Source organism: Streptomyces sp. NPDC036764 (assembly GCF_055609385.1).
Window position 1 is genome coordinate 39,601 of record NZ_JBVJPT010000011.1, and the last position, 20,343, is coordinate 59,943.

Sequence of the window (20,343 nt, forward strand, 5' to 3'; positions counted from 1 at the left end):
ACCCGCCCGACCGACCGGAAGAGGTCCCCCATGGACATGCGCTACACCCCCGAGCAGGCCGACCTGAAGCGTCGCGCCGCCGAGTACGCCCGACTGCTGATGCGGTACGAGGACCAGTCCGAGCAGGCCGGCGGACCCCTGCCGCAGGAGCTCGTCACCGAACTGACCCGCGCCGCGATGGACGCCGGGGTCTACGCCATCAACATGCCCGCGGAGTGGGGCGGGGCGGGCCTGAGCCTGCTCGACCAGGTCATCGTCGAGGAGGAGTTCGGCAAGGTCACCAACTGCCTGTGGGACATCCCCTGGCGGCCCGCCAACGTCCTCGCCCACGGCGACGAGCGGCAGCGCGAGAAGTACCTGCTGCCGGTGATCCGCGCCGAGCGGTTCGACGCGTTCGCCGTCACCGAGCCGGGGGCCGGTTCCGACCCTTCCTCCGGCACCTCCACGGCCACCCGTACCGACGGCGGCTGGCTGCTCAACGGCGAGAAGTGGTTCGTCACCTGCGGCGACATCGCCGACTTCCTGCTGGTGCAGGCGGACGCCGGTCCCGAGAAGCTGCCCACCCTGTTCTTCGTCGACAACGCCGCGCCCGGCGTGCAGATGACCCGGCTGCCGCACTTCATGCACTCCGCGGTCAACGGGCACCCCGAGTTCACCTTCGCCGACGTCTTCGTCGCCGACGAGGACGTGCTCGGCGGTGTCGGCAACGGCTACGAGCTGACCAAGGAATGGTTCACCGACGAACGCCTGATGATCGCCGCCCGCACCGTCGGCGCCGCCGAGCGGGCACTCCAGCTCGCCCGGGACTGGGCCGTGGAGCGCGAGCAGTTCGGGGCGCCCATCGCGTCGTACCAGCTCATCCAGGGGATGCTCGCCGACTGCGCCGTCGACGTCGCCGTCAACCGGGCCTACACCCACCAGGTCGCATGGGAGGCCGACCAGCCCGGTACCGACCGCAAGACCCTGCACGCCAAGGCCTCCACCGCCAAGCTCGCCGCCAGTGAGGCCGCCGGCCGGGTCGCCGACCGGTGCCTGCAGATCTTCGGCGGCCGCGGCTACGACCGCACCTACCCCGTCGAGCGCATGTACCGCGAGCTGCGCGTCGACCGGATCTGGGAGGGCACCTCCGAGATCCAGCGGCTGATCATCGCCAACGAACTCATCAAGCGCGGCACCCGCGCCCTGGCCCTGCCCACCCACTGAACCCGTCTCCCCGACACCGGACAGCGAGGACTTCCATGGACTTCCGTCTCACCCCGCGCCAGGCTCAGCTCAAGGCCGAGGCCCGCGCCCTCACCGACTTCATCGCCGGCTACGAGAACCAGTGCGAGGAGAACAACGGCCTGCCCGCCGACGCGCACGCCAAGATCCGTGACGCCGTGCTGGACGCCGGACTCCAGGCCGTCAACATGCCCGCCGAGTGGGGCGGCGCCGGCCTCACCATCGCCGAACAGGTCACTGTGCAGGAGGAGTTGGGGCGGCTCACCGGCGCCCTGTGGGACATGGTGTGGCGCCCCGCGAACGCGCTGCGGTTCTGCACCCCGGAGCAGCGTGAGCGCTTCCTCGTCCCGGTGATCAAGGGCGAGCGGCGCGACTGCTACGCCGTCACCGAGCCCGGCGCCGGCTCCGACCCGCAGAACCTCGCCACCACCGCCACCAGGAACGACGGGGGTTGGGTGCTCAACGGCGAGAAGTGGTTCGTCACCGTCGGCGACCACGCCGACTTCATGATCGTGCTCGCCGCGGCCGGCCCGGAGCGCGCGCCCACCCTCTTCCTCGTCGACAAGGACACCCCCGGCATCGAGATGACGCGCGTCCCGCGCTTCATGCACACCTTCGTGTACGAGCACCCCGAGTTCACCTTCACCGATGTGCAGGTGGGCGAGGACGCCGTGCTCGGTTGCATCGGCGAGGGCTACGACATCACCCGCTCCTGGTTCACCGAGGAGCGCCTGATGATCGCCGCCCGCACCACCGGCGCCGCCGAGCGGGCGCTGGAACTGTCCCGGGACTGGGCCGTGGAGCGGGAGCAGTTCGGGGCGCCGATCTCCTCGTACCAGCTCATCCAGGGGATGCTCGCCGACTGCGCCGTCGACATCGCCGTCAACCGGGCCTACACCCACCAGGTCGCCTGGGAGATCGACCACTCCTCGGCCGAGGACCGCAAGACCCTCCACGCCAAGGCGGCCATCGCCAAGCTCGCGGCGAGCGAGGCGTCCGGCCGGGTGGTCGACCGGTGCCTGCAGATCCACGGCGGCCGGGGCTACGACCGCGCGTACGCCGTCGAACGGCTCTACCGCGAGCTGCGTGTGGACCGGATCTGGGAGGGCACCTCCGAGATCCAGCGGCTGATCATCGCGGGCGAGCTCATCAAGCGCGGGTCGGGGGTCCTGGACCTGCCGGTCGCATGACGCGTGCCGCAACGGACGAGAGAGGGAGACCGATGACCGACATCAAGCGCGTGGGGGTGGTGGGCTGCGGTCTGATGGGCGCGGGCATCGCCGAGGTGTGCGCACGGGCCGACGTGCCGGTCACGGTCGTGGAGCGCGACGCGGAGGCCGCCCGCGCGGGCCGCCTGCGCGTCCTGCGCTCGCTCGACCGGGCCGCCGCGAACGGCAGGATCGACGCCGGGCGACGGGACACCGCCGCGGCCCTGATCACCGTCGTCGACGAGATCGAGGCCCTGCACGAACACGACCTGGTGATCGAGGCGGTCGCCGAGGACGAGGCCCTCAAGGCCGACGTGTTCACCCGCCTCGACTCCGTGGTCACCGACGACCGCACCATCCTCGCGACCAACACCTCATCCATCCCGGTCATCAGGCTGGCCGCCGCGACGACCCGCCCCGACCGCGTGGTCGGCGTGCACTTCTTCAACCCGGTGCCGGTCCTGCGGCTCGTCGAACTCGTGCCGTCGCTGCTCACCTCGCCCGCCACCGCGGCACGGGCCGAAGAGTTCGTGACCGGCACGCTCGGCAAGGAGGTGGTCCGGACCCGGGACAAGGCCGGGTTCGTCGTCAACGCGCTGCTCGTGCCCTATCTCCTGGCCGCCATCCGCATGGTGGAGTCGGGCAGCGCGACCGTCGAGGACGTCGACCGCGGCATGGTCCTGGGCTGCGCGCACCCGCTCGGCCCGCTGGCCCTGACGGACCTCATCGGCCTCGACACCACCCGGGCCATCGCCGAGTCCCTGTACGCCGAGTTCCGCGAGCCCCAGTACTCGCCGCCGCCGCTGCTGTCGCGGATGGTGGAGGCCGGTCTGCTGGGGCGCAAGTCCGGGCGGGGCTTCCATGTGTACGACGGACAGCCGGAGCGTGCGGCACCGGTACCGGCGGGGCGCCCGTGAGGGAAGATGGTCATGGCGAACGACGACCGGACGAGGGGAGCCGCACCGTGGCCACCAAGGTGCGCACGGCAGACACACGCGAGCGCATCCTGACCGCGGCGTGCGAGGTCATCGCCGACATCGGCTTCGAGAAGATCCGCATGCGCATGGTCGCCGAGCGGGCCGGTGTGTCGACGGCGTTGCTGCACTACCACTTCGACACCCGCGAGAAGCTGTTCACCGAGGCGATGACGCACTCCTTCGCCAGCACCGCCCTCGACGTCGATCGCGACGCGGGGACGGCGCCGGCGGCGGTCATCCTGGCCCGCATCGTGCGCAACCTGCTGCCCACCGATCCCGAACTCCACCAGGACTGGCGGCTGTGGCAGGAACTGTGGGTGCGGGCGCTGCGCGACGAGACCACCCGGGTCTTCGCCGTCGACCTGTACGCCCAGTTGCACGGCTGGGTGGCAGACGCGATACGGCGCGGCATCGCGTCCGGCGAGTTCACACCGGCCGACGTCGACGACCTCAGCACCCTCGTGCTGTCCCTGAGCGACGGCTACGGCATCCGGCTGATGCTGCGCGACCCGACGGTCACCCTCGATTCGGCGCTCGCCTCCATCTGGCGCCATGTGTCCACCGAGCTCGGCCTGCCGGCCGCCGTGCCGACGGAGTGACGTCACCCGTCGGCACCGGAGCGACCTGCCGGCTCCCGGGCCGTCACCAGCGCGCCCGCCCGCACGGCGCGTGAGGCGTCAGCCACCCGGGTCGTCCTGCCCCGTCGACAGCGGCTGCTCGGTCCAGATGGTCTTGCTGTTGCGGCCGTAGCGGGTGCCCCAGCGCTCCGAGAGCTGGGCCACCAGGAACAGGCCGCGTCCGCCCTCGTCGGTGCTGCGGGCCTGGCGCAGATGGGGCGAGGTGCTGCTGGAGTCGGAGACCTCGCAGATGAGATGGCCGTCCCGGATCAGCCGCAGCACCACCGGGCCACCGGCGTACCGGTAGGCGTTCGTGACCAGCTCGCTCACGATCAGCTCGGTGGTGAAGGCCAGCTCCTCCAGACCCCACTCCGTCAACCGGTCGGTCACCAGAGCCCTGGCCCGGCCGGCCGCGGTGGGCTCGGCCGGCAGCTCCCAGGTGGCCACGTCCTCGGTCGCCAGCACCCGGGTGCGGCCCAGCAGCAACGTGACGTCGTCGGCGGGCCGGTCCGGCAGCATTGCGTCCTCCACCGCCTTGCAGGTGTGCTCCAGCGACCGCGCCGGACCGGTCAGTGTCTCGTGCAGCAGCGTCAGTCCCTGGTCGATGTCGCGGTCGCCGGCCAGCAGCAGGCCGTCGCTGTACAGGGCGATCAGGCTGCCCTCCGCCAGTTCGAGCTCGGCCGTCTCGTACGGCAGCCCGCCGAGGCCGAGCGGCAGTCCGGCGGGGACGTCGAGGGGACGCAACCGGCCGTCCGGCCCCAGCACGGTGGGCGGAGGATGGCCGGCGCGGGCCACCGCGCAGTGCCGGGAGACCGGGTCGTAGATCGCGTACACGCAGGTCGCGCCGATGATCTGAGGGGTGTTGTCCTCGCTCTGCCGCTGTTCGGTCGCCAACTGGTCCACCAGGTCGTCGAGCCGGGCGAGGACCTCGTCCGGGGCCAGGTCGAGGTGCGCGAGGGTCCGCACGGCGGCGCGCAGCCGGCCCATGGTCGCCGAGGCGTGCATGCCGTGGCCGACCACGTCGCCGACGACCAGCGCGACACGCAGCCCCGACAGCGGGATGACGTCGAACCAGTCGCCGCCGACTCCGGTGGAGGCCCGCGTGGGCAGATAGCGGTGGGCCGTCTCCAGCGCCGGGTGCTCGGGCACCTCGCCCGGCAGCAGGCTGCGCTGGAGGGCCTCGGCGGCGTTGTGCTGCTGGGTGTAACGGCGGGCGTTGTCGATGCAGACCGCGGCCCGGGCGGCGAACTCCACCGCCAGCGTCAGATCGTCCTCCTCGAACGGTTCCGGCTGCTTGGAGCGCCACAGACAGACCAGCCCGAGGACCACGCCGCGCGCGGCCAGCGGCACCACCATCAGGGAGTGCACCCCCATCTCGAGCGCCCGCGCGGCCCGTTCCGGCTCTGCGTCGAACCATCCGGAGGTGCTCTCCAGCACGGGCAGCAGCACCGGACGCCGCTCGGCCAGGCACTTCGTCGGCGCGGTCCGCTCGGGGAAGAAGAACAGATGGCCCTCCGGATACATCACCGTCGTCGCCTCGGGCCGGATGCCGCGGGCCGCCATCCTGCGCAGCGGGCCCAAGGCGTCCGGGTCCGGCTCCTCGCCCCGGGGCACGGGCTCCAGCAGATCCACCGAGACGGCGTCGGCGAGCCCGGGAACCGCCACCTGAGCCAGCTCACGCGCGGTCGTGGCCACATCCAGGGTCCTGCCGATCCTGGCGCCGGCCTCGTTGAGCAGCGCGAGCCGCTGCCGGGCCCGGTGGCGCTCGGTGACGTCCTCGACGATCTCGGTGACGCCCAGCACCCGCCCGGACGGGTCCTGCATCCGGAAGGCGGAGATGGAGATCACCAGCTCCCGGTGCGGGTCGTGCAGCAGCCGGGCGTTCTGCTCGGCGAAGATCACCGGCCGGCCCGTCTCCAGGACCGACCGGAGCTTGGCCTCCGCCCGGTCCGCGTCGGGGCCGAACAGGAACTCGGCGGCGCGCCGCCCGCGGTAGGCCCTGGGCGGCAGTCCGCCGAACCGTGCGATCGCCCGGTTCACCCGCAGCACGCGCAGGTCCGGGCCGAGCACCACGACACCCACCGGCGACCGGCGGAACAGGCCGTCCAGCACCGACCGGTCGATCTCCCACTGGGCGATGTCCTCGGCGAGCGAGCCGACCAGGAGCCACTCGTCGGCGGAGTCCAGCCGACGCACCCGCCGGGCCCTGAACCCCACGTGCACACGGTGGCCCGCGCGGTGGCGCACCGGCAGCAGACCGAACCAGCCGTGCTCGCGCAGACACGCCCGGGTCGCCTCGGCGATCACGTCCTCGTCCCCGTCGGCGACCAGGACCTCGTCCGCATGCCGGCCCAGTACCTCGTCGGCCTCATGCCCGAGGAACGCGGTGGCCTGATCGCTCCAGGCGACGATCCGCCCGCGGTCGTCCAGCACCGCCGACGCGGATCGGTGGACCGAGAAAGGGTCCTCCGGGCTCTCACTGAGCGACGTCGGGGATGTGTCGTGCATCGCCCACCCATCTCGCGCCGTTCCCGGGGCCCGCGGCGTGGAGCCCCGGCCGGTCCTGCGGCAGCGCATGCTCGGATTCGTAGCGGCTCACCCCCAGTATCGGCCGTGCGCGGGCACCACGCGCTTCGTCGGCCCGGCCGGGGCGGCCCCGCGAAACGCGCCCTCGACCCTCCGCGTCCCGGCTCATCGGGGCAGCGCCCGGGCGAGCAGCACCGCCACGTCGTCGTCCGCCACCTCGGGCATGACATGGGCCAGGAGGCCGTCGCAGACCTGGTCCAGCGGATGCTCCGGATGGCGCAGCTCCCGTGCCAGGCGGCGCATGCCCTCGTCGAGGTCCGTGCCACGGGTCTCGATCAGACCGTCGGTGTAGATCACCAGGAGGCTGCGCGGCGCGAGGACCATCTCCTGCACCTCGCCGCCCTGCCCGCCCACGCCAAGCGGAGGGCCCGCGGGTCCGTCCAGGAAGACGACCGTCCCGCTAGCGTCGGCGACCACGGGCGGCGGGTGGCCCGCCCTGGCGATCACACAGCTCCCGTCGGCCGGATCGTGCACGGCGTACAGGCAGGTGGCCATCTCGTTGTCGCCCAGGTCCGCCACGGTGGCGTCCAGGGAGCGCAGCACCTGGTCGGGCTCCGTGTCCCGGCGTGCCAGGGTCCGTACGGCGGTGCGTAGCTGGCCCATGACCGCCGCCGCGTGGATGCCGTGCCCCATCACGTCCCCGATCACCAGCGCGGTCCGGCCGCCCGACAGGGCGATCGCGTCGAACCAGTCACCGCCCACCTCGTGCTCGCCGGCGGGCAGATAGCGGGCCGTCAGCTCCAGTCCGCCGACGGTGGGCAGGGACGGGTTCATCAGGCTGCGCTGGAGGGTGAGCGCCGCGTCCCGCTCCCGGCTGTACATGCGCGCGTTGTCGATGTTCAGCGCCGCGCGGGCGACCAGCTCGTCGATCAGCAGGGTGTCCTGGTCGTCGAACGGCTCGCGGTCCCGGGTCCGGGTCACCACCACCGCGCCGAGCACGGTGCCCCGCGCCACCAGCGGCACCAGACGCGCCGAGCCCACCCGGGCGCGCAGGTACTCGCGCAGCCGGTCGGCGCCGGGGGAGGGGATCAGCGGACCGATGTCGGACAGGTACAGGTTCATCGGCCGCCCCTCGCTGATGATCCGCTCGTACACCGAGCCGGGCGGGACCTGGAGCGTCCTGCCGACGGCGAGGTGGTCGGACGGCGCGGCCGGATCCGTGAACGCCGCAGCGGCCCGCCGGACCACGCCGTGCGCCGACGCGGCGGTCTCGTCCGGGGCCACCGCCTCCTCCAGAAGCTGGACGTCGGCGGAGTCCGCGAGCCGGGGCACCAGGACGCGGACCACCTCCTGCGCCGTCTGCCTCAGATCCAGCGTGGAACCCATCTGCGCGCCCGCCTCCGCCAGCAGCGCGAGGCGGCTCCGCGCCCGCTCCGCCTCCAGGTGGGCCCGCTGCTCCTGCGTGACGTCGATCAGCGAGGCGATCACCCCCACCCGCTGCCCGGCACCCGCGAGCAAAGGGGCGTAGGAGCAGGACCACGTCCGCTGCCGCTCCGGGTCCGCAGGCGTGCTGGTGTGCCGGAAGTCCACGACCGCCTCACCCCGGTCGAGGACCCGCCGCATCACCGACTCCAGCCCCTCGGTGCCGGGGGCGATCTCCGTCACGCTCTTGCCGATGTGCTCGGCCACGGGGACGCCGTCCATCCGGGCCAGCGCCTCGTTGACCCGCAGGAACCGCAGGTCGGGGCCGAGCATGGCCAGGCCGATCGGGGACTGCGTGAACAGTCCCTCCAGCGCCGCCAGCGCATCACGCATCCGCTCCACCGCCGACGTCTCCGCGGCGATCGCCAGCACACCCGTACGCCCCTGCGCATCCGCCATCGGGCAGTGCCACATCTCCATGTCGACGAGGGAGCCGTCGCGATGCCGGACCGGCAGCCGCGCGACGACGGCAGCGCCCGTCCGCACCGCCCGGCCCAGTCGGTCCGCCAGCTCGTGGTTCTCCTCGGGCACCAGTACACGCTTGGCGTCCTGGCCCACCATCTGCTCCGGCGTATGACCGAGCAGGTCCTGCGCGGCGAGCGACCACTGCACCAGGCGCCCGTCGCCGTCGATCACCCAGAGGGCGAGCGGGAGCAGATCCTCGAACACGCCGGCATGTCCCACCGCGGACGTCAGCCGCGCCGGAAACTCGTCGATCGCGTCGTGTGGACGCTTGTCGCGGTGTATCGCGCCGACCATGAGGGCACCTCGCTCACACCACCCTCGATCACACAGAAGGCTCACAGACAGCGTAGGCCCGTCCGGTCACCGGGGTACCCGTGGTGACGGTGACCGGGTGTCCGCCGACTGGCGAGTGGCCCGGCTCACATGGCGTTATGGGGGAGCCGCCGACACCATGGGTGTCCGTCTCCGGCAGGCTGAAGGGATCAAGAATGTTCCGCAAGGTGCTGGTCGCCAACCGCGGTGAGATCGCGATTCGCGCTTTCCGCGCAGGCTATGAGCTGGGCGCGCGCACCGTCGCCGTCTTCCCGCACGAGGACCGCAACTCCCTGCACCGGCTGAAGGCCGACGAGGCGTACGAGATCGGCCAGCCGGGACACCCGGTGCGGGCCTACCTCTCGGTGGAGGAGATCGTCCGAGCGGCACGCCGGGCCGGAGCGGACGCCGTCTATCCCGGCTACGGATTCCTGTCCGAGAACCCCGACCTGGCCCGGGCCTGCGAAGAAGCGGGCATCACGTTCGTCGGACCGAGCGCGGACATCCTGGAGCTGACCGGCAACAAGGCCCGCGCGGTGGCCGCCGCACGCGAGGCCGGCGTGCCGGTGCTCGGATCGTCGGCGCCGTCCAACGACGTGGACGAACTCGTCGCCGCCGCCGAGACCATCGGCTTCCCCGTGTTCGTCAAGGCCGTCGCGGGCGGCGGCGGTCGCGGTATGCGGCGCGTCGAGGAGCCCGCGCTGCTGCGCGAGTCCATCGAGGCGGCGTCCCGCGAGGCGGCGTCCGCGTTCGGCGACCCCACCGTCTTCCTGGAGAAGGCCGTAGTCGAGCCCCGCCACATCGAGGTGCAGATCCTCGCCGACGGGCAGGGCAACGTCATCCACCTCTTCGAGCGGGACTGTTCGGTGCAGCGCCGCCACCAGAAGGTGATCGAGCTGGCGCCCGCGCCGAACCTCGACCCGGAACTGCGCGACCGTATCTGCGCCGACGCCGTGCGCTTCGCCCGGCAGATCGGCTACCGCAACGCCGGCACCGTGGAGTTCCTGCTCGACCGCGAGGGCAACCACGTCTTCATCGAGATGAACCCGCGCATCCAGGTCGAGCACACGGTGACCGAGGAGGTCACCGACGTCGACCTGGTGCAGTCGCAGCTCCGCATCGCCGCCGGCCAGACCCTGGCCGACCTCGGCCTCGCCCAGGAGACCATCACCCTGCGCGGTGCCGCGCTCCAGTGCCGTATCACCACCGAGGACCCGGCCAACGGCTTCCGCCCGGACACCGGCCGGATCAGCGCCTACCGCTCGCCGGGCGGCTCGGGCATCCGGCTCGACGGCGGAACCACCCACGCCGGCACGGAGATCAGCGCGCACTTCGACTCGATGCTGGTCAAACTCACCTGCCGGGGCCGGGACTTCTCCGCCGCGGTGGGCCGCGCCCGGCGTGCCGTGGCCGAGTTCCGCATCCGTGGCGTCGCCACCAACATCCCCTTCCTGCAAGCGGTCCTCGACGACCCCGACTTCCAGGCAGGCCGGGTCACCACCTCGTTCATCGAGCAGCGCCCGCATCTGCTGACCGCCCGCCACTCCGCCGACCGCGGCACGAAGCTGCTCACCTACCTGGCCGACGTCACCGTCAACAAGCCGCACGGCGAACGGCCCGATCTGCTCGACCCGTTGACCAAGGTGCCCGCGCTGCCCGCCGGCGAGCCACCCGCCGGGACCCGGCAGAAGCTCGCCGAACTCGGCCCGGAGGGCTTCGCGAGCTGGCTGCGCGCCTCACCGACCATCGGCGTCACCGACACCACGTTCCGCGACGCCCACCAGTCGCTGCTCGCCACCCGGGTGCGCACCAAGGACATGCTCGCCGTCGCCCCCGTCGTGGCGCGCACCCTGCCCCAGTTGCTGTCCCTGGAGTGCTGGGGCGGCGCGACCTACGACGTCGCGCTGCGCTTCCTCGCCGAGGACCCGTGGGAGCGTCTCGCGGCCCTGCGGGAGGCCGCGCCGAACATCTGCCTCCAGATGCTGCTGCGCGGCCGCAACACCGTCGGCTACACGCCGTATCCCACCGAGGTGACCGACGCCTTCGTGCAGGAGGCGGCGGCCACCGGCATCGACATCTTCCGCATCTTCGACGCCCTCAACGACGTCTCCCAGATGCGGCCCGCGATCGAGGCGGTACGGGAGACCGGCACCGCCGTCGCGGAGGTCGCCCTGTGCTACACCTCCGACCTGTCCGACCCGGCGGAGCGCCTGTACACCCTGGACTACTACCTGCGCCTGGCCGAGCAGATCGTGGACGCCGGCGCCCACGTCATCGCCGTCAAGGACATGGCGGGCCTGCTGCGGGCACCGGCCGCGGCGAAGCTGGTGTCGGCGCTGCGCCGGGAGTTCGACCTGCCGGTCCATGTGCACACCCACGACACCGCCGGCGGTCAGCTCGCCACCTACCTGGCCGCGATCCAGGCCGGCGCGGACGCGGTGGACGGGGCGGTGGCGTCCATGGCGGGCACCACCTCGCAGCCGTCGCTGTCGGCGATCGTGGCCGCGACCGACCACTCCGAGCGGCCCACCGGCCTCGACCTCCAGGCCGTCGGCGACCTGGAGCCGTACTGGGAGAGCGTCCGCAAGGTCTACGCCCCCTTCGAGGCGGGTCTGGCCTCGCCGACCGGCCGTGTCTACCACCACGAGATCCCCGGGGGGCAGCTCTCCAACCTGCGCACCCAGGCGGTCGCGCTCGGCCTCGGCGACCGGTTCGAGGAGATCGAGGCGATGTACGCCGCCGCCGACCGGATGCTCGGCCGGCTGGTGAAGGTCACGCCGTCGTCGAAGGTGGTCGGCGACCTGGCGCTGCACCTAGTGGGCGCCGGCGTGTCCCCGCAGGACTTCGAGGCCGAGCCGGACCGGTTCGACATCCCCGACTCCGTCATCGGCTTCCTGCGCGGCGAGCTCGGCACGCCGCCCGGCGGCTGGCCCGAGCCGTTCCGCAGCAAGGCGCTGAAGGGCCGGGCCGAGGCCAAGCCGGTGCAGGAACTGGGCACCGACGACCGCGAGGGGCTGGCGAAGGACCGGCGCGGAACCCTCAACCGGCTGCTGTTCCCCGCTCCGACGCGTGAGTTCGAGACGCACCGCGACACCTTCGGCGACACCAGCGTGCTGGACAGCAAGGACTTCTTCTACGGGCTGCGCCCGGGCAAGGAGTACGCCGTCGACCTCGAACGCGGGGTGCGGCTGCTGATCGAGCTGCAGGCCGTCGGCGACGCGGACGAGCGCGGCATGCGCACCGTGATGTCCACCCTGAACGGGCAGTTGCGGCCGATCCAGGTCCGTGACCGGGCCGCGGCCTCGGACGTCCCCGTGACGGAGAAGGCGGACCGGGCCAACCCCGGGCATGTGGCGGCGCCGTTCGCGGGCGTGGTGACCCTGACGGTCGCCGAGGGCGACGAGGTGGCGGCCGGTGCCACGGTGGCCACCATCGAGGCGATGAAGATGGAGGCCTCGATCACCGCCGCGAAGGCCGGGACGGTGGCCAGGCTCGCCATCAACCGCATCCAGCAGGTCGAGGGCGGCGATCTCCTGGTCGAGCTCGCCTGAGCCGGGAGCCGTCTCGCCCCGCGCAGGGGAGGCATCTGCGCGGGGCGTGGGCGGGCCCGGCCGGGCCCGCCAGGTCGGACGTCAGGCGCAGAGCACCCGGGTCTCCGGCGTGAAGACCGGGCCGCCGCTGGTGTTCGTCCGGTCGCTGAACTCGGCGTAGTAGTACGAGTAGAAGCCGATGTTGCCGTTGCAGCCGGAGTCCGCGGCGACCTGGAGGGTGAGCGTCACGGTGCGGCTCTGCCCGGGCGGGATGGTGGCGCCGTAGTTCGTGCCGAGGTTGTTGGGGCCTGTTCCGGCGCACGGGGTGCTGCCGGCGGCCGTGGCGAGCGTGCAGCCCGTGAAGCTGTACTTCAGGTCGGGGCGCTGCGTGGTGAGCCAGGTGGGCTCGATCGTCTGGTAGATGAACAGGACGTCGTACGTCTTGTTGTTCGTGATCGTCATGGAGAGCTGCACCGTGCCGCCGGGCGTCGTGGTGGCGGCGTCGGTGGTGAACGTCAGGGCGGCGGGTGCGGGGTCCGCGGCGCTCGCGCTGGGCGCCAGTCCGAAGACGGCGAGCAGGAGACCGAGGACGGCGGCGAGACCCATGCGTCTCGTACGTGTTGATCGCATGGCCCGGGAGGCTAGGCAGCGGGCGCCCGGGCCGTCTGCCCCGGCCTCGCCGCACCGGCGACGGAACGGCCGAATGTGTTCCTGGTGTGATGATGCTGTGGCGAGCCTGTGAAGCCTGGCTCAGTTCGCGTTTGCCCACCGCACGGGGCGCGGCGGGGTGCTCCGCAGCGGCGGCGGAGCGCCGGTCGCGCGCCGGGCGTCGTAGGCCGACATTGGCCTGATACCGGATACCGCCGGGACATCGGTGCGTCACCTGGTCCGGATGTTCTCGGGCATTCGTCGATTTCCGGCCGCTACCGGTACGGACACTGACCGTATGACCCGGACTCCCGCGCAACCGCACTCCGTCCCCGCCGAACTCCGCCCCTACCTCCGCGAGGTCGTCCACCGCGCGCAGGCCGTGTGCGGACCTCACCTGGTGGGCGTCGTCGCGGTCGGCTCCGTCGCGCTCGGCGACTACCGGCACGGGCGCAGCGACATTGACGTGACGGTCGTCGTGGACGCGCCCCTCCCCGGGCGGACCCTGTCCGACCTCGCCACCGCACTCACCCACCCCGCGCTGCCCTGCCCGGCGACGGGACTTGAGCTCGTGGTCTACGACGAGGACTTCGCCGGCCGCCCGTCCGGCGAGGGCGGCTATCTGCTGGACCTCAACACCGGGCCGCTGCTGCCGAGCCGGATCAGCCTCGACCCGGCCGAGTCCCCGGCGTTCTGGTACGTCATCGACCGCTCCGTCGCCCACCGGTCCGGGCTGTCCCTGTACGGCCGCCCACCGGGAGACGTGATCGCCGAACCCGACCGCGCCGACCTGCTCGCCGCCCTGCGCGCCTCGGTCCGCGAGCACAGCACCGCCGAGGGACATCTCGCGGACAACCGGGTCCTCAACGGCTGCCGCTCGGTACGGTTCTGCCGCACGGGCCGCTGGCAGGCCAAGCGCCGGGCCGCGCAGGCGGTGGCCGCCTCCGAGGAACGCTTCCGCCCGCTCATCGCCGCCGCGCTGCGCAGCTACGAGCGCCCCCGCACCGCCGCGGCCGCACTGCCCGCCACCGGCGTACAGACCTTCCTGGCCTGGGTCGCCGAACGCGTCGACGAGGCGGCGGGCGACTGACCGTGCTCGCCGGGCTGCGGCTCAGCTCCAGCCGAAACGGCGGTCCACCACCGCCGCGAACTCCTCCAGGGTCAGCACCTCGTCCCCGTTCTGGTCGGCGGCGTCGAACAGCGCGGAGGAGGCGTCCTCGTCGCCCAGACCCCAGATCGGCAGATCTCCCGACGCGGCCAGCGACGGTCCCTTCGTCCGCAGGGCGATGATCACCTCCGCGCGGGTGAGGGTCCCGTTGTGGTCGAGGTCGAGCGCCTCGAACAGCTTGCGGGCCTTGTCACTCATCGTGTCACCTTCGTTCCTGTCGGCAGGCCGACCTGCCACCCCGTTACCAGACAAGAACGCCATTGCGCCCCTTCAGGTTCCCTGCCGGCCACGACGAGTGCGAGCGATCAGCCACATCAGATACGGCGCCCCGACCGCGGCCGTGAGCACGCCCACGGGCAGCTCGACCGGCGAGAACAGACGGCGGGCCAGCAGGTCCGCGACGACCACGATCGTGGCGCCGGTCAGAGCGGACGACAGCAGCGGGATCTGGGCTGTACGGGTCAGCCGGTGGGCGATCTGCGGGGCGAGCAGCGCCACGAAGTCGACCGGGCCGGCGGCGCCGGTCGCCACGGACGCCAGCACCACGCCGAGCGCGGTCAGCCCCAGCCGAACCGGACCGAGCCGCACGCCCAGCGCGGTCGCCGTGCTGTCGTCGAGGGACACCATGCGCTGGGCGTACGCGGCCCACACCAGCACCGGAACCAGCACCGCGAGAACCAGGGCGAGCGGCGCGGCCTGGTCGTAGCCCCGGCCGTTGAGCGACCCGGTCAGCCACACCTTGGCCTGCTGGGCCACCAGATAGTCGCCCTTGGTGAGGAAGAGCCGGGTCAGCGAACCGAGTGCGATCGACACACCGATCCCGACGAGTACGAAGCGCGTGGCGTGCAGACCGCCCCGCCAGGCGAAGGCGTAGACGAGCGCTGCCGCCGCGAGCCCGCCCACGACCGAGACGTACGGCAGGACGGTGTACGAGGTGAGCCCGAACGTCATCGCGGTCACCGTCGCCGCACCCGCGCCGTGCGTGACGCCGATGACGTCAGGACTGGCGAGGGAATTGCGCGCGACGGTCTGCACGAGCGCGCCCGAGACACCGAACGCGGCACCGACCAGCAGCCCCGTCACCAGCCGGGGCAGCCGCAGGGTGCCGACGACCAGTTCGTCCGGGCTCGGCTGCCCGAGCAGCACTTGCACGACCTCCGCCGGGGAGACGAACGACTCGCCGACGCACAGGGACACGACGGCCGTCACCGCGAGCACGGCCGCCAGCAGGACCGTGACGGCACACGCCCGGCGGTGCAGCAGGAAGCTGCCGTCGCCGACGCGGACGACGGTGTACCCGGCCGGGCGCGGTCGCCGGACGGCGGGACGGGTCCGCTCCAGGGGCTGTGTCATGCCGGCACCGTCGCCTTCCTCCGTACCAGCGCGACCAGGAACGGCACGCCGAGCAACGCGGTCATCACCGCCACCGGCACTTCCGAGGGCGCGAAGACGACCCGGCCGAGCACGTCCGACACCAGGATCACCGTGGGACCGAGCAGCGCCGACAGCGCCAGCACCCAGCGGTGGTCGGCGCCCACCAGCGCCCGCGCGATGTGCGGCACGGCCAGCCCGACGAACGCGATCGGACCGGCCGTCGCGACCGCGACCCCGGTCAGCACGGTCGCGGCGAGCGCGCCGACGGCCCGTACCAGCGCGACCCGGTGACCCAGCCCCCGGGCCACGTCGTCGCCGAGCGCCAGGGCGTCCAGACCCCGTGCCACGACGGCCACCAGCAGCAGCCCCGCGACCAGGAACGGCCAGGTCCGCGCGACGACTTCGCCGTCCCGGCCGCCGATCGAGCCGACGTCCCAGAAGCGGAACTCGTCGAGGGCACGGGCGTCGGTCGTGACGATGGCGGAGACGACGGAGGCGATGAACGCGTTCATCGCGGCCCCGGCCAGCGCCAGCTTGACCGGTGAGGCGCCACCACGTCCGCTGCCCGCCACCGCGTACGCGGCCACCGCGGCGAGCCCCGCGCCGGCGAACGCGAACCAGACGTAACCGCTCGGAGTGTGCACCCCGAGGAACGCGATGGCGCAGACCACGCCCAGCGCGGCGCCCTGGCTGACACCGAGGACGCCGGGCTCGGCGATCGGATTGCGGGTGATGCCCTGCATGACCACCCCGGCGAGCGCGAGGGCCAGGCCGACCATCACGCCGATGACCGTGCGGGGGACCCGAAGCGCCCGCACGACCTGGGCGTTGTCGCCGGTGCCGCCGCGCAGCAGGGCGTCGAACACCTCGGCCGGGGCGATCTGCCGGCTGCCGAGGGCGAGGCTGAGCAGGATGGCGAGGAACAGCAGGAGCATGCCCGCGACCGTCCAGGCGATACGGCGCCGGGTGGCACGGGACATGCGGTTCCTCTTGCTGTTTCTCGGGTGGCGCGGCGAACAGGTGCGCGGGTGCGCCTACTTGGTGAGGTACTTCTCCAGGTCCGCGAGGACCTCGTCGGCCGCGGTGACGCCCAGGCCCAGGTACCAGGTCTCGTCCGGGACGTCGTAGGCGTGCCCGTCCTTGACCGCCCTGAGGTTCTTCCACAGCGGGTTGCCCTGCGCCCGGGACTTGTCGGTGGCCTTCGCGTCGCCGTACACACCGGTGAAGATGTAGTCGGCGTCGGCCTGGTCGATGTTCTCGGCGCTGACCTCGGCGGCCAGGTCCTCGATGTCCTGGTTCTTCGGGCGCGGGATGCCGGCGTCCTTGAGGATGGTGCCGATGAACGAGGCGTTCGCGTAGAGCCGGATCACCCCGTCGGGCAGGTACCGCACCATCGACACGGTCGGCTTCTTCGCACCGAGCTTCGTGTCGAGCTCCTTGACCTTCGCGTCGTACGCGGTCAGCTTCGCCTTCGCCTCGGCCGTCTTGTCCAGGGCCGCGGCGTTGAGGAGGTAGTTCTCCTTCCAGGTGAAGCCGGGGCGGATGGAGAAGACGGTGGGCGCGATCTTCGACAGTTCGTCGTACTTGTCCGCGGCACGTAGCTGGCTGCCGAGGATCAGGTCCGGCTTGAGACCGGCGATCGCCTCCAGGTTGAGGTTGTTGATCGTGCCGACGTTCGCCGGGTTGCCGGCGTCCTTCTTCAGGTAGGAGGGCAGCTCGGGGGAGCCCTCGGTCGGGGCGAGGCCGACCGGCTTGATGCCGAGCGAGACGACGTTATCGAGCTCGCCGACGTCCAGGACCACGACCCGCTTCGGCTGGGACTTGAGGACCGTCTCGCCCATGGCGTGCTCGATGGTGCGCGGCCACTGGCCCGGCTTGGCGTCGGTACCCATCTCGGCGGTCTTCTGCGCGGCCGACGCGAAGTCCTTGCCGCCCTTGGCCACGTCCTTCTTGTCGCCTGCGGCGGCCGCGGAACCCGTGTTGTCCGAGCCGTCGCCGGAGCTGCCGCAGGCCGCGAGGGACAGGGCCGCGGCTACGGCGAGAGCGATGGCGGCGGGGCCGCGACGACGGTGAAGCATGACAGGGCTCCCTCTTGGCACACATGGGTCAGCCGTTAGGCCAGCCTCACCTTATCTGGATCTTTCCTGGGTTCTGCGCGGAGTCTGTGTGGTTCCTGTCACGGGCATGGAGTGCCGTTGATCGTGGAGCTGCCGGAGTTTCGGATGACGATCCCGCCCTGGAAGCCGCCGGGCCACTTGCCGGTGACCCGGTCGAGGTTGGCGGCAATTCGGGGGCGGCAGGGGGCCGTACTGAGATGCTGTCGGTGCGAACACCGTCCGTTCGAGGAGGCGCCATGCCCGAGCCGTCCGTCCTTGCCGCGCTGGTGTCCGGACTGCGCGGTGGATCGATCGAAGTCGTCGATCTGACGTCACCCTTGTCGTCGTCGACTCCGGTGATCCAACTGCCGCCCCAGTTCGGCCAGACCGCCGTGTTCGAGCTGGAGGAGATCAGCCGGTACGACGACCGTGGCCCCGCCTGGTACTGGAACAACTTCCGCAGTGGCGAACACACCGGCACCCACTTCGACGCCCCGAACCACTGGGTCACCGGGCAGGACCTCGCCGACGTCGCCTCGGTGCCGGCGCGCAACCTGATCGCGCCCGCGGCCGTGCTGGACTTCACCGCCGAGGCCGCCCAGGACCCCGACTTCCTGGTCGAGATCGACCACGTGAAGGCATGGGAAGCCGAGAACGGCCCCTTGCCGGGCGGCGGTTGGCTGCTGCTGCGCACCGGCTGGGACGCCCGCTCGCACTCCCAGGAGGCGTTCCTCAACGCCGACGAGAACGGCCCGCACACCCCGGGCCTGTCGCCGGCCTGCGCCCGCTGGGTCGCCGAGGAGTCGCCGGTCCTCGGCCTGGGCGTCGAGACGGTGGGCACGGACGCCGGCGCCGCGCACTCCTTCGACCCGGCCTTTCCCTGCCACTCCTATCTCATGGGCAGCGACAAGTACGGCCTGACGCAGTTGCGGAACCTGGCCGCGCTGCCGCGGACCGGCGCCGTCGTCATCGCGGGGCCGCTGCCGATCGTCACCGGCTCCGGTGCTCCGGCGCGTGTGCTCGCCCTGGTGGAGCGCCGATGAAGGTCGCGGAAGCGGTCGGCCGGGCGCTGTGCGCGTTGGCGGTCGACCAGGTCTTCGGGGTGGTCGGGTCGGGCAACTTCCATGTCACCAACGCGATGATCGCGGCGGGCGCGCGGTTCGTCGCCGCACGCCACGAGGGCGGCGCGGCGACCATGGCCGACGCCTACGCCCGGACCAGCGGCGAGGTCGCGGTGGTCAGCGTCCATCAGGGCCCCGGCCTGACGAACGCGATGACCGGCATCGCGGAGGCGGCGAAGAGCCGTACGCCGCTGATCGTGCTGGCGGCCGAGGTGACCGAGCCCCGGTCAAACTTCTACGTCGACCAAGAGGCGCTGGCCCGTGCGGTGGGGGCGGTCGCGGTCCGGGTGACGTCGGCCGAGGAGGCCGTCGAGCAGACGTGCGCGGCGGTCCGGCTGGCGGTACGGGAGCGGCGTACCGTCCTGCTCAACCTCCCTCTTCCGGTGCAGGCGTCGGAGGTCCCCGAGGGCGCTCTGGGCCAGGCGGTGCGGCCAATGCGGGACGCCGTGGAGCCGGAGGCGGCCGAGGTGACGGCCCTCGCCGAGGTGCTGGGGCGGTCCCGGCGTCCGGTCTTCGTGGCCGGACGGGGAGCGCGGGAACCCGGCGCCCGGGAAGCCCTGGCGGCGCTCGCCGAACGGCATGGCGCGCTGCTCGCGACCTCGGCCGTGGCCCGCGGGCTCTTCCACGGCGACCCGTGGTCCCTGGACGTCTCCGGAGGCTTCGCCTCACCCCTGGCCGTCGAACTGATCCAGGGCGCGGACCTGATCGTCGGCTGGGGCTGCGCGCTGAACATGTGGACGATGCGGCACGGCCATCTCATCGGCGCCGACGCCTCCGTCGTCCAGGTCGACGACGACCCGTCGGCGCTCGGCGCGCACCGGCCGGTCCACCTCGGTGTCACCGGCGACGTCCGCCTCACCGCGCGCCGGGTGTCCGAGAAGGGCGGCGAACCGCGGGAGGGCTACCGGACCGCGGAGACCGCGGCGGCCCTCGCGGCGCGGCTGCGCTGGCACGACGTGCCGTACGAGGACACGAGCACGCGTGAGCGGATCGACCCGAGGACGCTCGGCATCGCGCTAGACGAGATCCTGCCCGCCGAGCGCGTGGTCGGCGTGGACTCCGGCAACTTCATGGGCTATCCGACGATGTATCTGTCGGTGCCGGACGAGAAGGGCTTCTGCTTCACGCAGGCCTTCCAGTCGATCGGGCTGGGGCTGGCGACCGCCATCGGGGCCGCGCTGGCCCGGCCGGACCGGCTGCCCGTGGCCGCGCTCGGGGACGGCGGCGCGTTGATGAGCGCCGTCGAACTGGACACCGTCCGCCGGCTCGGGCTGCCCATGGTGGTCATCGTGTACGACGACGAGGCCTACGGCGCCGAAGTGCACCACTTCGGGCCCGACGGGCACCCGCTCGACACCGTGCGCTTCCCGCCGACGGACATCGCGGCCGTGGGGCGGGGTTACGGCTTCGAGGCGGTGACCGTGCGGACGCGGGCCGACCTCAAGGCGGTGGCGGACTGGGTCGCCGGGCCGCGCGCGGCGCCGCTGCTGATCGACGCCAAGGTGGTCGCCGACCATGGGGCGTGGTGGCTGGAGGAGGCGTTCCGGGGCCACTGAGCGGATGAGAACGCGGCGACCGCCCGGCGCGCGCTCGTGCGG

15 protein-coding genes are annotated in these 20,343 nt (G+C 72.3%); 8 read left to right on the top strand and 7 right to left on the bottom strand.

What is annotated here, in order from left to right; genetic code table 11:
- The first annotated feature begins 30 nt into the window (after positions 1 to 30).
- From ACZ69Q_RS31635 to ACZ69Q_RS31650, 4 genes are read left to right on the top strand one after another with little or no spacing between them, the layout of a single operon-like run.
- Positions 31 to 1,203, top strand: a complete 1,173-nt coding sequence (locus tag ACZ69Q_RS31635) for an acyl-CoA dehydrogenase family protein (RefSeq protein ID WP_471048354.1) — start codon at positions 31 to 33, stop codon at positions 1,201 to 1,203.
- Between the two features lie 35 nt (positions 1,204 to 1,238).
- A complete protein-coding gene (locus ACZ69Q_RS31640) occupies positions 1,239 to 2,411 on the top strand; it encodes an acyl-CoA dehydrogenase family protein (protein WP_471048357.1) in 1,173 nt (390 codons plus the stop codon).
- Between the two features lie 32 nt (positions 2,412 to 2,443).
- Entirely contained in the window at positions 2,444 to 3,346 is a 903-nt protein-coding gene (locus tag ACZ69Q_RS31645) for a 3-hydroxybutyryl-CoA dehydrogenase (protein WP_471048362.1), read from the top strand.
- Positions 3,347 to 3,393: 47 nt separating this feature from the next.
- Entirely contained in the window at positions 3,394 to 4,005 is a 612-nt protein-coding gene (locus ACZ69Q_RS31650) for a TetR/AcrR family transcriptional regulator (RefSeq protein WP_471048364.1), read from the top strand.
- A gap of 78 nt (positions 4,006 to 4,083) precedes the next feature.
- Here the strand turns inward: ACZ69Q_RS31650 and ACZ69Q_RS31655 are convergent, their stop codons facing one another.
- Together ACZ69Q_RS31655 and ACZ69Q_RS31660 are read right to left on the bottom strand one after the other, a co-directional pair.
- Positions 4,084 to 6,531: a SpoIIE family protein phosphatase gene (locus ACZ69Q_RS31655; RefSeq protein WP_471048367.1), complete on the bottom strand. Its 2,448-nt coding sequence runs from the start codon at positions 6,529 to 6,531 to the stop codon at positions 4,084 to 4,086.
- A gap of 183 nt (positions 6,532 to 6,714) precedes the next feature.
- Entirely contained in the window at positions 6,715 to 8,790 is a 2,076-nt protein-coding gene (locus ACZ69Q_RS31660; RefSeq protein ID WP_471048369.1) for a SpoIIE family protein phosphatase, read from the bottom strand.
- 194 nt (positions 8,791 to 8,984) lie between these two features.
- On the opposite strand from ACZ69Q_RS31660, the gene ACZ69Q_RS31665 reads away from it, so the two are divergent.
- Positions 8,985 to 12,359 carry a pyruvate carboxylase gene (locus ACZ69Q_RS31665; RefSeq protein ID WP_471048370.1) on the top strand — a complete coding sequence of 1,125 codons (3,375 nt, stop codon included), beginning with the start codon at positions 8,985 to 8,987 and terminating at the stop codon, positions 12,357 to 12,359.
- An 81-nt stretch (positions 12,360 to 12,440) separates the two neighbouring features.
- On the opposite strand, the gene ACZ69Q_RS31670 is transcribed toward ACZ69Q_RS31665, so the two are convergent.
- On the bottom strand, positions 12,441 to 12,968 hold the full coding sequence (locus ACZ69Q_RS31670) for a hypothetical protein (RefSeq protein WP_471048374.1): 528 nt from the start codon (positions 12,966 to 12,968) through the stop codon (positions 12,441 to 12,443).
- A gap of 316 nt (positions 12,969 to 13,284) precedes the next feature.
- Between ACZ69Q_RS31670 and ACZ69Q_RS31675 the strand changes: the two genes are divergently transcribed.
- Positions 13,285 to 14,076, top strand: coding sequence for an aminoglycoside adenylyltransferase domain-containing protein (locus ACZ69Q_RS31675; RefSeq protein ID WP_471048377.1), 792 nt, complete (start codon positions 13,285 to 13,287; stop codon positions 14,074 to 14,076).
- Positions 14,077 to 14,097: 21 nt separating this feature from the next.
- On the opposite strand, the gene ACZ69Q_RS31680 is transcribed toward ACZ69Q_RS31675, so the two are convergent.
- The 4 genes from ACZ69Q_RS31680 to ACZ69Q_RS31695 all read right to left on the bottom strand — a co-directional run bounded on the left by ACZ69Q_RS31680 (position 14,098) and on the right by ACZ69Q_RS31695 (position 17,606).
- Positions 14,098 to 14,352 (bottom strand): EF-hand domain-containing protein, encoded by a 255-nt coding sequence (locus ACZ69Q_RS31680; protein WP_471048382.1) that lies wholly within the window; start codon positions 14,350 to 14,352, stop codon positions 14,098 to 14,100.
- Between the two features lie 72 nt (positions 14,353 to 14,424).
- Positions 14,425 to 15,507, bottom strand: coding sequence for a FecCD family ABC transporter permease (locus ACZ69Q_RS31685; RefSeq protein WP_471048386.1), 1,083 nt, complete (start codon positions 15,505 to 15,507; stop codon positions 14,425 to 14,427).
- Complete coding sequence (locus ACZ69Q_RS31690; RefSeq protein ID WP_471048389.1) at positions 15,504 to 16,508, bottom strand: FecCD family ABC transporter permease; 1,005 nt, start codon at positions 16,506 to 16,508, stop codon at positions 15,504 to 15,506. Before ACZ69Q_RS31690 ends, ACZ69Q_RS31685 begins: the two co-directional genes overlap by 4 nt.
- A gap of 54 nt (positions 16,509 to 16,562) precedes the next feature.
- Positions 16,563 to 17,606 (bottom strand): ABC transporter substrate-binding protein, encoded by a 1,044-nt coding sequence (locus tag ACZ69Q_RS31695; protein WP_471048394.1) that lies wholly within the window; start codon positions 17,604 to 17,606, stop codon positions 16,563 to 16,565.
- A gap of 275 nt (positions 17,607 to 17,881) precedes the next feature.
- On the opposite strand from ACZ69Q_RS31695, the gene ACZ69Q_RS31700 reads away from it, so the two are divergent.
- Both ACZ69Q_RS31700 and ACZ69Q_RS31705 read left to right on the top strand, forming a co-directional pair.
- Positions 17,882 to 18,667 carry a cyclase family protein gene (locus ACZ69Q_RS31700; protein WP_471048397.1) on the top strand — a complete coding sequence of 262 codons (786 nt, stop codon included), beginning with the start codon at positions 17,882 to 17,884 and terminating at the stop codon, positions 18,665 to 18,667.
- Positions 18,664 to 20,301 (top strand): thiamine pyrophosphate-binding protein, encoded by a 1,638-nt coding sequence (locus tag ACZ69Q_RS31705; protein WP_471048399.1) that lies wholly within the window; start codon positions 18,664 to 18,666, stop codon positions 20,299 to 20,301. The genes ACZ69Q_RS31700 and ACZ69Q_RS31705 overlap by 4 nt, the downstream gene beginning before the upstream one ends.
- Positions 20,302 to 20,343 lie beyond the last annotated feature (42 nt).

Excerpts from the sequence above, each read along its gene's own strand:
- ACZ69Q_RS31665 (WP_471048370.1), top strand. The coding sequence starts at position 8,985 with ATGTTCCGCAAGGTGCTGGTCGCCAACCGCGGTGAGATCGCGATTCGC.
- ACZ69Q_RS31670 (WP_471048374.1), bottom strand. The coding sequence starts at position 12,968 with ATGCGATCAACACGTACGAGACGCATGGGTCTCGCCGCCGTCCTCGGT.
- ACZ69Q_RS31655 (WP_471048367.1), bottom strand. The coding sequence starts at position 6,531 with ATGCACGACACATCCCCGACGTCGCTCAGTGAGAGCCCGGAGGACCCT.
- ACZ69Q_RS31660 (WP_471048369.1), bottom strand. The coding sequence starts at position 8,790 with ATGGTCGGCGCGATACACCGCGACAAGCGTCCACACGACGCGATCGAC.
- ACZ69Q_RS31700 (WP_471048397.1), top strand. The coding sequence starts at position 17,882 with ATGCCCGAGCCGTCCGTCCTTGCCGCGCTGGTGTCCGGACTGCGCGGT.
- ACZ69Q_RS31695 (WP_471048394.1), bottom strand. The coding sequence starts at position 17,606 with ATGCTTCACCGTCGTCGCGGCCCCGCCGCCATCGCTCTCGCCGTAGCC.
- ACZ69Q_RS31645 (WP_471048362.1), top strand. The coding sequence starts at position 2,444 with ATGACCGACATCAAGCGCGTGGGGGTGGTGGGCTGCGGTCTGATGGGC.
- ACZ69Q_RS31705 (WP_471048399.1), top strand. The coding sequence starts at position 18,664 with ATGAAGGTCGCGGAAGCGGTCGGCCGGGCGCTGTGCGCGTTGGCGGTC.
- ACZ69Q_RS31640 (WP_471048357.1), top strand. The coding sequence starts at position 1,239 with ATGGACTTCCGTCTCACCCCGCGCCAGGCTCAGCTCAAGGCCGAGGCC.
- ACZ69Q_RS31680 (WP_471048382.1), bottom strand. The coding sequence starts at position 14,352 with ATGAGTGACAAGGCCCGCAAGCTGTTCGAGGCGCTCGACCTCGACCAC.
- ACZ69Q_RS31685 (WP_471048386.1), bottom strand. The coding sequence starts at position 15,507 with ATGACACAGCCCCTGGAGCGGACCCGTCCCGCCGTCCGGCGACCGCGC.
- ACZ69Q_RS31675 (WP_471048377.1), top strand. The coding sequence starts at position 13,285 with ATGACCCGGACTCCCGCGCAACCGCACTCCGTCCCCGCCGAACTCCGC.
- ACZ69Q_RS31635 (WP_471048354.1), top strand. The coding sequence starts at position 31 with ATGGACATGCGCTACACCCCCGAGCAGGCCGACCTGAAGCGTCGCGCC.
- ACZ69Q_RS31690 (WP_471048389.1), bottom strand. The coding sequence starts at position 16,508 with ATGTCCCGTGCCACCCGGCGCCGTATCGCCTGGACGGTCGCGGGCATG.